Source organism: Phaeobacter sp. SYSU ZJ3003 (genome assembly GCF_041300735.1).
In the GTDB taxonomy this organism is placed as follows: domain Bacteria; phylum Pseudomonadota; class Alphaproteobacteria; order Rhodobacterales; family Rhodobacteraceae; genus Phycobacter; species Phycobacter gallaeciensis_A.
Map to the genome: position 1 here is coordinate 1 of NZ_PXNU01000086.1, position 11,623 is coordinate 11,623.

An 11,623-nucleotide genomic window follows, 5' to 3' on the forward strand; every position below is an offset into this window, starting at 1 on the left:
TATCGGTGACGTATCACGGCGATCAGGACTGCCCGCAAAAACGATCCGCTACTACGAGGATATTGGCTTGATCCACCCGCAGCGCAGCGAGAACGGGTATCGCAGCTTTCGTGAACAGGATCTGCACAAGCTGGCCTTCCTCGGCCGCGCCCGCGCGCTTGGCTTTACCATTGAAACCTGCCGGGCGCTGATGGCGCTATACGAGGACGAGGGCCGGGAAAGCGCGCAGGTCAAGCGCATTGCCGAAGAGCATCTGGCCCAGATCGACGAGAAGATAACGCAGCTCCAGTCTATGCGTGACACGCTGGATCAATTGGTGCACGCCTGCGCGGGAGATCACCGCCCGGATTGCCCCATCCTGAAGGATCTGGCACGAAACACGACTGAGGAAAACATTGGGGAGCCTGTGGTGCGTTGATGAGGCAAGCGTGAATTCGCGGGTGCTGTATGGGGTGGGCTTTCGGACGCGGAGAAAGTGCTGTTTTCGCGAGCCCCCTAAGGCATTTTCAAAGCGCGACCAAAGGATGCGGCAGGGTAAAGGCTAGTGCGGCGGGTACATGCGGTATCTGAGTGATCTGCCGCGTCGAGATTGACAACCTGCTAGATCAAACCTTCGGCGTCTTGGGCTCACACTTGGGAGCGCTGATCTACAATACGTCAATATTTCGGCGACCGAGCCTGGTGCGCGACGAAGACTGGCCCGCCATCGCGATCACGGAGAATTTCACTGTCGATCTGATAGGCCCGGTCCAGGCAGGGCGACCGCAGAACCTGTGAGGTTGGTCCAGCCACGGCCAGCCTGCCGGTTTCAAGAAATACCGTCTGATCCGCATAACGGGCTGCCAAGGTCAGGTCGTGCAAGGCCGCGAGCACGAGCCTGCTCTGCGCAAGCCTTTGCAACTGTTCGAGCACCTCGAGTTGGTGGTGCAGGTCCAGCGCACTGGTGGGTTCGTCGAGGATCAGCAGGCGGGGATTGCGGATCAGGCGTTGCGCCAGAAGAACGCGCTGTTGCTGGCCCCCTGACAGACTATCCATCCGATGATCGGCGAGGTGTGACAGGTTTAACATCTCCAGCATCTGGGCAACTTCGGCGCGCTCCCGCGCTGTGATGCGCCAACCGAGCCTTTCGCGCCGCCCAAGCAGCACACATTCCGCGACGCTCATGGCTGCCTTCACGGTAAAATCCTGTGGCATGAATCCGATGCGTTCAGGCGCAGGCCAGCTCTGGTCCAGCGCCTTGCTGCCGCCGTGGCGCTGAACCCCGGCAAGTGCCTTCAGCAGGGTGGATTTGCCTGCACCGTTTGGGCCAATTACCGCAACGAGCCCGGTTGAGGGCAGCTCCAGCCTTTCAATCCGCAGCAAGCGGCGGCGCCCGGCATCAACGGTGAAATTCTCCAGAACCAAACTCATGTACGCCTCTTCAGCAGGATGATTGCAAGCAGCATCGGAATACCCGCGATGGCGGTGATGATGCCCACCGGAATGACCGCACCGGGCGAGATGACCTTGCCCAGTACGGAGGCGGCGACCAGCACCACAGCGCCCATGATCGCTGCCATCGGCAGGCCGAAACGGTGATCTTCGCCCACCAGAGCGCGCCCGACATGCGGGGCGATCAGGCCGACAAAACCGATGGTGCCGGTAAAGCTGACGGCACCGGCAGTCAGAAGCGCGATTATCACCAGCACCCGCAGGCGCAACCTTTCGACGTTCAGGCCAAGGCTTGCAGCATTGCCTTCGCCAAGGCGCAGTGAGGTCAGGTTCCACACTTCACGGGCAATCAATGGCAGGGTCACGGCAAGAATTGCGGACAAGACCTGCACCGACGTCCAGGTCGCCTTGAGCAGGCTGCCGAACAGCCAGAAGACGATCTGTTGCAGCACTTCGGGGGCCGCCATGAATTGCAGCAGCGATTGCAGCGACTGGAACAGGAAGAGCACCGCTATGCCCGCCAGTACCAGCATCTCGGGCGAGGCGCCGCGCAGGTGCGCGACGAGGTAGACAAGTCCAGCTGCGACCAGCGTGGCGGCAAAGGCCGCGAGCGGTACGCCGATCCACATCGCCACCGGCAGTGCCGTACCGAACAGGATCACCAGTGCTGCGCCGAAACCGGCAGCGGCGGAAAAGCCCAGCGTATAGGGGCTGGCCAGAGGGTTATTGAGGATGGTCTGCATCATCAGTCCGGCGATCCCCAGGGCAGCCCCCACCAGTGCAGCCATCAGGGTCTGCGGCATGCGAAGATGCCACAGGATAGTCGCGAGGCGGCGGTTCTCTGCATCCGGGCCATCGCGCAGGCCCTTCAGGACATCGGACAAAGGCAGACCGGCGGGACCGGTCACAAGGTCCACCACCATCAGGGCCGCGAGGATGGTGAGGGCGGCACAGACCGCCCCCATCCGGGTGATGCGGGTGCGGTCGAAACCGCTCCCTTCACTTACCGCGATACTCATTCCGCCTGCATCATGAAGGTGCCCTCGGGCGTGATCGGCAGCCAGTCGCCGTAGAACTTCGCCAGTTCGGCCTGCGGGTCGACATCGGCAAAGGTCGCAGGGTGCATCGCCTTTCCAAGGAAACGGAAATAGGCAAAATCAGACAGCGTGCGCGAGCCGCCGTGATAGATGCCGTAGACCTTGCCGTTTTCGACTGCGGGCAGGTCTGACCAGCCGGGGCGACCGAGATAGGCACCGATGCGTTCATTCGCGAGCGCCTTGTCCGCGCCAAAGCCCAACGGGACCGAGGCAGGACGGTTCAGCCATTCAGAGCCGGAGAGAAGGATCACCTCGGGCGCTTGGGACAGCACGTATTCCGGGGAAAGCGGCCCCCAGTTCTCGATCTGGCCATTGGCGATGTTCTGCCCCTTGAGCCGGTCGATAACTCCGCCCCACATGCCGCCTGCATAGGAGTTTCCGACCTCGTCCGGCCCTTTCTGCGCCAGCTCGACATAAACTTTTGGTGCTTCAGTTGACTGTTCTACCCGCGCAGCAGTGTCGGCTGTCATCTCGGCATAGAACGTCGCGAGCGTCTCGGCGCGCTCCTCAGTGCCCATCGCCATCCCCAGCGCGCGGGTCGAGGCCAGGTGCGCCTCAAGCGTCTGGGCGTTGTAATCGAGTACGAGTACGGGAATATCCGCCGTATCGAACTGCGCCGCGCTTTCACCAAGCGCGTCGTACTGCCAGCCTGCAAGGATCACCAGATCCGGGTCTGCGGCGATGGCGGCCTCGATGGACATGGTGCCGTTTTCTGTGTCGCCCACATCGGGCAGCTCAGCCAGCTGTGGAAAGACTTGCGTGTAGGCGTCCCATTGTTTCGGGCGCCAGTCGGCCCAAGGCCCGCGGGACAGGCCGACCAGCTTGTCCACCGCGCTGTCGCCGACGACAGCGAGGTAATCCTCGTAGTAAAACCCCAGCAGCACGCGTTCCGCCGGAGCGTTGAGCGTAAGGGTGCGGTCGCGCAGGTCGGTGATGGTGATCTCGGCCCATGCGGCGGTGGTCAGCAGCGTGGCGAGGCAGGTTGTCAGTGCAAGTTTCATGGTTTCTCCCTGTGTCATGAAAAGGTCAGGCGGCGACGCGTGCAGGCGCATCGCCGGTCAGCTCGTGAAGGGCTACGGCATCCAGAACGCGGACACGGGTCGGTAGCGGCATGGCAATCAGCCCCGCCTTTTCCAGCGCCCGCATCTGCCGCGAGACGGTTTCCAGCGTCAGGCCGGTCAACTGTCCCAGATCAGCGCGGCTCATCGGCAGGTGCATCTTGTCCGGTCGCCCGTGGCGCTGATGGAAGGAGACCAGCATTGAGGCCACGCGTTCGCTGGCAGTCTTGCGCCCCAGCAGCAGCTGCCAGTCCTGCGCCTGTGCCAACTGGTCCTGTATCAGATGCAAGAGGTTCAGCTGCAGCCGGGGAATGGCGCTGGCCAGTTCCTCGAATGTGCGTTGGTCGCAGGTCATGACCTCGGTCTCACCGACGGCGGTCAGCGTGCATTTGGCACGGACGCAGCCCTGCGGCGCCAGCGCTTCGTTGGCAAAGGTCAGGGCCAGCAGATGCGTGCGACCCTGCGGCGTCGGCCTGTCCTCGCGCAGCATGCCGGACCGGACGATCCCCATGAAGGGCGCATCCACGCCCTTGCAGGCCAGTGTTTCGCCATCACGGTAATTTTCGGTTGTGAATTTGCGCTGGATACTGCGCATCTCGGCAGACCTCATTCCCCGGAACAGGGCGAGTCTTGAGGCAATTCTGAAGGCTCTGTGGTCAGGCCACGGGTGTATCATCGCAGTCATGCTGGTTTCCTTGTCTTTGACTGTCGGACAAGGGGCGCGGGGCCCCGGCTGAAGGATCAGACGGGAAGAGGCGGCGCGCGGCTACGATGTTGATTTGGAAGATCTTGCGAAACTGGACGTTGCGCCGAACCTGTTGGCAGCGCCAAAGGCCGAAGCGGCATTTGGATCAAAAGACCGACGTTCGAAGAGGGCACGGTCCCGGCGACGCTGACTTGGACGCAATGCGGCCCGTCGTGATCATCACGGGCGGGCTGCTCATCCTCGGCAGGGATGATCTCGCCCGCATCGGTCAGCCAGACCTCCTGCGTGCCGCCGGGCGTGCAAAGCACCAACCGCATGCCTTCGGGGCCTTGCGCGCGCATAAGACCATCCGGCACGGTGGACGAGCCGAGCAACGCCAATAGCAGCAGCGCGCGTGTTATGAGACTGAGAAAGAACAAGGATCAGGGGCCGAAATGGTCCATTCAGGAACGACCCAGCCTGTCGGCGGGATCGCCCATGAACGCCGGTTCTACCTTATTCCCGTAGAGCGCGCAGTGACGTCACAGGTAGCGGCAAGAGCCGCACTAAGAGCGATATTCATGGATGTCTCCAGAGTCTGCTCCGGCGCACGGGCCGGATTTTTCACCAATAGGTCGGCAAAATTCAGACGATCGGAGGCGCTCGTGCCAGGCGTACTGCTTCGGCGGTGAGGGCGTTCAGAACAGGTGGCTGCGGCACCCAATCCGCCGGATCACAAGACAATTCGGCAAGGATGAGGGCAACAGCTGGCTCTGGCAGGGAGATAGCCGAATGCAGGCGGCAGGCGTCACAGGTTTGCGTGCTGTCGGCATCCTCGAAATCTCCACAGATCGACGAGATGTCCAGCCCATAGGTTTGGGCATAATCCAGTGCAGCCTGCTGTTCCGGTGTTGCAAAGCGATGCGCAAAACCCGACGTTGCCAAGGCAACCGTCAGCAGCACGGCCAGCGTGCGAAGCCACCAGATGGAGTGCATCACCTTCATATCAAAGGTCGATAGCAGAACCGGTGTAAATCGCAACCGCGCAACTTCAGCTGCGACAATGCGGACATCGGCACGAGGGGCGACCCGGATCCGTGCGCCGGGGTAACTTTGGCGCATACAGCGTCATTTGCAAACTCAGCCTTTCAGCCGGTTGAAGCCGGGCCTATTCGCCGCGTGGCGGCATCAAAAAAGCGCCCTTGGTCGCACATGCGGCCTTGGAACATGTCAGATAGGCCGTTCAGCGGGGCAAAGTGGAGGAAAATGCGTGCAGGGAAGTTATTGGCCCGCTGCATCTCTGTACCTATAGCGTCTTAGCCCCCTGAAATTACCGATAAGAACCAATGCGAGGCACCTTCATTCTGCATGAAGCAGAACGAAGGTGCGCCAAAGCTATTTTCAGGCGGGGGGAAAAGGACTATTCCGCTGCTATTGCGCGCGCGTCGGCGGATTGATCCTTGAAGCGTGACCATTCCAAGTCGCCGCAATAGCGCCAAGCCAGCTTGCCTTCGTCATCCATTGCGATGAGGTGCAGCCAGCCATTGTCGAACAAGGCGCGGACGCCGGGATGGCGCCGCAGGATCTCGGACATGGCTTCGCGCGGAGCCTCCACGATTACCGACAGACGTAGCGGATCGTGCTGAAAGCCATCACCGTCATGCACTGACTGCCACGGCAGACCCGGACGCGGGGCGCCCGTGTTGCCTTCCAGAACGCCGATGCCGCCCACTACGTTGTGGAGCAGCTTGTTGCCGCCACCGAACATGCTCGGCGCCACGGATGAACCGTAATACTGAAGGCTGATCCAGCTGGCGACCACGACGGGCGCCGTCAGGATCAATTCAAGCACGCCAAAGCCATCATCCCGCCGCCAGTCGTAATTATGCAGGAAAGCCTGCCCGGACAGGTCTGCCCCATCGGTGCGGTGGCGCGGCGCGGCGATAAAGGCCCGGCATCCGGCCAGGCCCCATTCGGGGCGCGTTTCGGCCCAGTCCCGGGCCCGCTGCGCGACATGCGCTGCGCCCGCGGCGCGCGGTAGGCGCTGGGAGCGCTCCGCCCGGGCGAGCGCTCCGGCGGCGGCAAGCCAGGCCTTCAGCTGGGTAAGGTCAATGGGCGTTTCCGGCGGCAGATCCTGTTCGAACAGGGTCACTTGGTCGGTGGTCGTATGGTGCAGCGCGGGCAGGAATGCCGTATCCGAAGGGATATCGATCCCGTCGTCACGCAACCCAGTCCGGACGTCCTGGTCATTCAACAGGCTCGCCAACAGGCGGGCATTCACGTCCCCGGCGTGACCGCCACAAGCCCCACACTGCAGGGCGCTTTGATGAGGATTGTTGACGACATCGGCGCCGTGGCCGACCAGCAATACGATCGGCGCAAATTCATCCGTGAGAGACATGGCGGTCAGCACCGATTTTGCCATTCCTACACGGGTTTCGAGATCGAGCGCAGGATCCAACTCCGGCGCAGGGTCTTCCGCGGTTTTATTGCCGAAACCGAGAGCATCCCGAACAAGCTTGCCCGCGTAGAGCGGCCCCGACGCCTCGACAAAGGCAAAGGACGACACTGCGGCCAGCTTGAACCGGCCCCAGGCGCGTTTGGCCCGGGCGCCATAGCGGCGGTTCAGGTTTGCCGCTTCGGGTTCGGCAGCCTGTGAATTCAGCCCCGGTTGCAAGAGAACCGGACCGCGCAATTCGGTCACATCCGATCCGGCGGCCTTATGGGCGCTGGCCAGACCAAAGAAACCGGCAAAGCCGATCGTCTCGATGCCTCCATCCTGTGCTTCCAATGCGCGGCGGAAGACTTCCGAACGCACATCGATACAGAAGGCCGCCTGCACGGCCGGGCGCGCCTCGCCCTTGCGCGCTGTACCGCAGGACAGCCTGTCGGCCAGCACGCGCTGCTCGGCCCGTTCTGCGGCGTCCTGCAGCACCGCATCGATGACAAGATCCCGGGGCGGAGTAACTGGGCTCTGATGGGCCGCGACCACATCTGCCCAACGTGCTGCAATCTGGTCTTCGTAGAGGTCGAACAGAGCTTCGTCGAAGACCATCCGGATGGCCAGAAGTTCGGTCACGCTGCTGTCCGCTTTGCCTTCCAGTTCCGCCTGCCACAACAGATAGCGCCCGTATTGCGCCCATCCGCCCAGCGTCATCAGCCAGCGGTGGAACGCGGTAGGCGCAGCAGCAGTGGTGACGCCAAGCCTTTCCGAAGCGCGACCAATAGCGCGCCAATGCGAACGGTTGGTGTCAGCAACAAAAGTGCAAAAGCCCGTAAGACCCTGAATCTCGGGCGTCAGATCGCGCGAGGCGAAGTCGCGCCAAGCCCTGAAGGGGCCGCCGCTGCCTGCCTGTTTCCAGAGTGCCTGCCCCTGATCGAAGTGACTGGCGGCCCAAACGCCGATGCGGTCATCAATAAGCCCGGGCCAGTCGATGCCGGAGACATCCGCTGCCAGTTCTGCCACTGTAGGAAGGGCTTTGGGCGCGGGGTTCTCACCGTCGAGAGACGCTTTAAGTTCCTGCAGGCTTGGCACGTTGAACTGGCCATTGATCGAGGCCAATGCCTCCATCAGGTCGGTGTCGCAAATCTCGCCCGCGTTGATCTTGCCCGCCCAATGCGCGCGTGGTGGGATTGCCCGGGCGCCACCGACCCGCGCCAGACGCGCGGCGGTGACGGCAAGGGGTTCATCAGTCTGACCCAAAAACGGGTTCACTGCCACATTAGCAGACAGCGGGAACAACGGCGGGATCGCCTTGGCGGCTGCGTTGGCCTCGGCGACGAGCTCCAGCAGCGCGGCGGGGTAGGTCTCGAGTTTGGCAAACATGAGGTCGGTTCCTTTCAGACTGCGGACCGCTTGGACCATCCGTCCAGAAGCTTGTCGAAGATTGCATTGGCATAAAGGCCGTTGGTCAGGTGCACGCGCAGACCTGTTGCGGCCGGATGCGATGCCCACAGGGGAAAGGTCGCCTGTGCCACAGCGACCACTCCGAAACTGATCAGAGCGAGCAGGATCAGCGCCCATTCCAGCGGGCCGGGGTTTGGGGTCGGAGGCAGGCTGCCAGCGGTCAGAGACTGGGCGATAACCTGAAGGGCGAAATAGCTCACCGACGTCACCAGCGCGTAGACCACGATGCGCTGCGTCAGCGCGCGCGGCGCCGCATCGGCAAAGCCCTGCGCCAGCAAGTAGGCGACACCGAAGATCAGGATGACGCCCAGGGCGATGGCCTGAACCGACTTGCCGTCAAACCCAATAACCGTGCCAACCAGACCATAGATCGCGATGGCAATGACAAAGGCTTGCACGACGTTGCGGGCGCTCGGAACAGCAATTGGTCCGGGGCGGGCAATTGCCGCGACATTGCGCACTGCCTCACCGGAACTGAGGAAGGCATGCGCCTTGTAGAGCGAATGCGCCACGATATGCAGCAGAGCCAGCGGGAACAGCGCCAGGCCGCATTGCATGATCATGAAAGCCATCTGCGCGATGGTCGACCAGGCCAGCGAGGTCTTGACCGCCGGTTGGGTCAGCATCACCAGACCACCAAACAGTGCGGTGAACCCTCCTAGCATGACGAGAAGCGCCATGACACCCGGGGCTAGCAGCATCACGTCGGCAAAGCGGATCAACAGGAAGCCGCCCGCATTGATGACGCCCGCATGCAGCAGGGCAGAGACCGGCGTGGGCGCCTCCATCACCTCGGTCAGCCATCCGTGTATCGGGAATTGCGCCGAGGCTAGTACGGCCGACAGGGCAAGCAGGAGAGCTGCTCCCATAGTCAGCCAATCCGGCTCAGCGCTGGCAAGAAGCGTTTCGATATCAGTTGTCCCGGTTGCCGCGATCAGCAGGATCACGGCACCGGCCAATGCGCCCTCGCTCAACCGTGCGACGATGGCTTTCTTGCGGGCGGCGCGCTGTGCTGTAGCGCGTTCAGGATAAAACAGCAGCAACCGGTTCAGCGACAGGCTGGTCAGCGTCCAGGCCGCGAACAACTGAAAGAGATTGCCTGACATGACCAGCAGCAGGACAGCGGCCAATGTCGCAGACATCCAGCCCGTGAAAGCGCCTTGCCGATCCTCACCGTCCATGTAGGTCCTGGAATAGCGCAGCACGATCCAGCCGATGAAGCTGACCAGAACCAGCATCACCGCGCTCACCGCATCGAGCCGCACCGACAGTCCAACACCGAATAACCCGATCAGGGCCGAGGTGCCGGAACCTTTGACCACAAGGAGCGTTGCAGCCACGGCCGCCATCGCGAATGCGGCGATTGCGGCGGCCTCGGTCAGGGCAGGCACTCGTCCGGGACGTTTCCCGGGATGGCGCGCCGCATAGAACGCGGCCACCAGCAGGACGAGCGGGCTCAGAAGGGGTAAAAACAGATAAGCCATCATCGGACTCCTTTGAAATTCGCGGTCAGCGACCTTTCGCAATGGCTTAGGGGAGACCACCCGATAGTAAAAATTCATTGTTTTTCATTTTACGTTCTATAAACTCTAACGAATGCCGTTGAACTATCACCATCTCCGCTACTTTTGGGCCGTTGCGCACGACGGCAACCTGACGCGCACGGCGGAGCGGCTGAACCTCTCGCAATCCGCCTTGTCGGTTCAGATCAAGCAATTGGAAGAACGGCTTGGGCACGCTCTGTTCGACCGGCGCGGGCGGCAATTGCACCTGACCGAAGCCGGGCGGATCGCGCTGGATCACGCGGATGCAATTTTCTCGACGGGACAGGAACTTGTCGCGACTCTTGAAGGCACGGTGCGGGATCGCAAGGCGCTGCGCGTCGGCGCGCTTGCAACCCTGTCGCGCAACTTTCAGATCGGTTTCCTGAGGCCGATCCTGTCACGTCTGGACGTCGAGGTCATTCTGCGTTCAGGCAGCCCGACCGAATTGCTGGAAGGGTTGGGTACGCTTAACCTTGACCTGGTGCTGATGAACCGTCCGCCCCCGGACGACAGTCTGACGCCTTACGAAACCCATCAGATCGGAGAGCAGGAGGTCAGCATCGTCGGCGCACCCGAGCGGCTTGATCCGGATCGACCGATCCGCGATTTGCTCGCCGAGCAACCGTTCATTCTGCCAACCACCGACAGCAGCGCACGCACCGCATTTGACGCGATGGCCAGCCGGTTGTCCGTACGTCCGCAGATCGCCGCCGAGGTCGACGATATGGCGATGATGCGTCTTCTAGCCCGGGAAAACATCGGGTTGGCGCTGGTTGCACCGATCGTCGTGAAAGACGAATTGACCTCGGGCCGACTTGTCGAAGCCAATGAGCATCCCCGGATCAAGGAAACCTTTTTCGCCATCACCCAGCGACGGCGGTTTCCGAATGCTCTGGTGCAGGATCTTCTCGAAAGGAATGCCGGTTCCGCAGCCTTGTCCTGAAGTGCAAATATGCGTGCAATCTGCGGACTTTGGAACTTCCTATGGTTGTTTTTGTAATGCGCCCAGGAAGCTCTATTTCATTGGCTTTGTCGACAAGACTGCTGCTTTTTCTTAATGAGAGATCGTAGCATGTCCGCTGCAGGGGCAGATCGGACGTGCGGCGGTGCGGCTGCCCGATCGCAGATAAAACCGCGCGCGGCCTTTTTCGCCGGATGGCGTCAGCCCGCCCAACCACGACATGCATGCGAGGTTCAGCGAAGGCTCTGCTGCAGGCGCAATAGATCATGCTCGGTTTTCTGGAAGCGGACCTTTGGATCAGCGACACTGAGCAGGGACACGTGCGTTTGGCTTGAAGGTCAGCGTTGCGCAGGACGCATCAAGTGAAAAGTCGAGGGATCTGGCGATGCGATGGACGTCCGTGAAAGTCAATTTGGATCAATTAGATGAGGTTTCTCAGCCGACTGCTGGCGGACACGATGCTCAACAACGTCGTTTTGAAAGACCTGGTGGGAAAGGAGGCCACCGACCCGCCATTGCTGCGAGAGGGAGGCCGAACCTGACGGTACCGAAAGAACGGCGGGAGGCAGTACTCATTGCAATGTGGGATCATGACATCCCGAAGCGCAGTGCTTTGATTTATCCCGCTGCATTGAGCAAGTGCGGAAAGACAAAACGACTGTGCGATCAACATGAATGAGCGCGTTGCACACTGTCGCAATGCGCGTCTTGACCAGAGCATTCCTAATGCAAAGATAACCTTACTTTACATTTAATTAATCGCATCGAGCGCAGCGCTAACGGAAAATATTAACGCACGCGCTTAGGATTTAACTATTTGTTAATATTTGGGCTGTTCAACCCTGGATTGCAAAATGTCAAATTCTGGAGATACTAAGGAACGTCTGAACAACGTCTTCGGCTGCGCCGATGTTGCCGCTTGAGGGCAGTTTGGGGCGGT

Annotated in this window: 10 protein-coding genes; 2 read left to right on the plus strand and 8 right to left on the minus strand. The window is 61.2% G+C overall.

What is annotated here, in order from left to right; all coding sequences use genetic code 11:
* The first annotated feature begins 1 nt into the window (after nt 1).
* Entirely contained in the window at nt 2-418 is a 417-nt protein-coding gene (cueR, locus tag C6W91_RS20040; RefSeq protein ID WP_370571470.1) for a Cu(I)-responsive transcriptional regulator, read from the plus strand.
* A gap of 239 nt (nt 419-657) precedes the next feature.
* Here the strand turns inward: cueR and C6W91_RS20045 are convergent, their stop codons facing one another.
* From C6W91_RS20045 to C6W91_RS20080, 8 genes are all read right to left on the minus strand, one after another.
* Nucleotides 658-1,410, minus strand: a complete 753-nt coding sequence (locus C6W91_RS20045) for an ABC transporter ATP-binding protein (RefSeq protein ID WP_370571471.1) — start codon at nt 1,408-1,410, stop codon at nt 658-660.
* On the minus strand, nt 1,407-2,450 hold the full coding sequence (locus C6W91_RS20050) for a FecCD family ABC transporter permease (RefSeq protein WP_368997823.1): 1,044 nt from the start codon (nt 2,448-2,450) through the stop codon (nt 1,407-1,409). The genes C6W91_RS20045 and C6W91_RS20050 overlap by 4 nt, the downstream gene beginning before the upstream one ends.
* Nucleotides 2,447-3,529: an ABC transporter substrate-binding protein gene (locus tag C6W91_RS20055; protein ID WP_370571472.1), complete on the minus strand. Its 1,083-nt coding sequence runs from the start codon at nt 3,527-3,529 to the stop codon at nt 2,447-2,449. The genes C6W91_RS20050 and C6W91_RS20055 overlap by 4 nt, the downstream gene beginning before the upstream one ends.
* 25 nt (nt 3,530-3,554) lie before the next feature.
* Nucleotides 3,555-4,181 carry a Crp/Fnr family transcriptional regulator gene (locus C6W91_RS20060; RefSeq protein ID WP_370571473.1) on the minus strand — a complete coding sequence of 209 codons (627 nt, stop codon included), beginning with the start codon at nt 4,179-4,181 and terminating at the stop codon, nt 3,555-3,557.
* 146 nt (nt 4,182-4,327) lie between these two features.
* Nucleotides 4,328-4,711: a hypothetical protein gene (locus C6W91_RS20065; RefSeq protein ID WP_274828968.1), complete on the minus strand. Its 384-nt coding sequence runs from the start codon at nt 4,709-4,711 to the stop codon at nt 4,328-4,330.
* 205 nt (nt 4,712-4,916) lie between these two features.
* A complete protein-coding gene (locus C6W91_RS20070; RefSeq protein ID WP_370571474.1) occupies nt 4,917-5,393 on the minus strand; it encodes a polyketide synthase in 477 nt (158 codons plus the stop codon).
* Nucleotides 5,394-5,691: 298 nt separating this feature from the next.
* The gene (locus C6W91_RS20075; protein ID WP_370571475.1) at nt 5,692-8,097 is read right to left on the minus strand and encodes a YbcC family protein; all 2,406 of its coding nucleotides are present in this window, start codon (nt 8,095-8,097) and stop codon (nt 5,692-5,694) included.
* Between the two features lie 14 nt (nt 8,098-8,111).
* Nucleotides 8,112-9,662, minus strand: a complete 1,551-nt coding sequence (locus C6W91_RS20080) for a proton-conducting transporter membrane subunit (RefSeq protein WP_370571476.1) — start codon at nt 9,660-9,662, stop codon at nt 8,112-8,114.
* A gap of 112 nt (nt 9,663-9,774) precedes the next feature.
* On the opposite strand from C6W91_RS20080, the gene C6W91_RS20085 reads away from it, so the two are divergent.
* On the plus strand, nt 9,775-10,665 hold the full coding sequence (locus C6W91_RS20085) for a LysR family transcriptional regulator (RefSeq protein ID WP_370571477.1): 891 nt from the start codon (nt 9,775-9,777) through the stop codon (nt 10,663-10,665).
* Nucleotides 10,666-11,623 lie beyond the last annotated feature (958 nt).

What these genes read in the sequence shown, in the direction of transcription:
- C6W91_RS20060 (WP_370571473.1), bottom strand. Translation starts at nt 4,181, where the DNA reads ATGCGCAGTATCCAGCGCAAATTCACAACCGAAAATTACCGTGATGGC.
- C6W91_RS20075 (WP_370571475.1), bottom strand. Translation starts at nt 8,097, where the DNA reads ATGTTTGCCAAACTCGAGACCTACCCCGCCGCGCTGCTGGAGCTCGTC.
- C6W91_RS20055 (WP_370571472.1), bottom strand. Translation starts at nt 3,529, where the DNA reads ATGAAACTTGCACTGACAACCTGCCTCGCCACGCTGCTGACCACCGCC.
- C6W91_RS20070 (WP_370571474.1), bottom strand. Translation starts at nt 5,393, where the DNA reads ATGCGCCAAAGTTACCCCGGCGCACGGATCCGGGTCGCCCCTCGTGCC.
- C6W91_RS20045 (WP_370571471.1), bottom strand. Translation starts at nt 1,410, where the DNA reads ATGAGTTTGGTTCTGGAGAATTTCACCGTTGATGCCGGGCGCCGCCGC.
- C6W91_RS20050 (WP_368997823.1), bottom strand. Translation starts at nt 2,450, where the DNA reads ATGAGTATCGCGGTAAGTGAAGGGAGCGGTTTCGACCGCACCCGCATC.
- C6W91_RS20080 (WP_370571476.1), bottom strand. Translation starts at nt 9,662, where the DNA reads ATGGCTTATCTGTTTTTACCCCTTCTGAGCCCGCTCGTCCTGCTGGTG.
- C6W91_RS20085 (WP_370571477.1), top strand. Translation starts at nt 9,775, where the DNA reads ATGCCGTTGAACTATCACCATCTCCGCTACTTTTGGGCCGTTGCGCAC.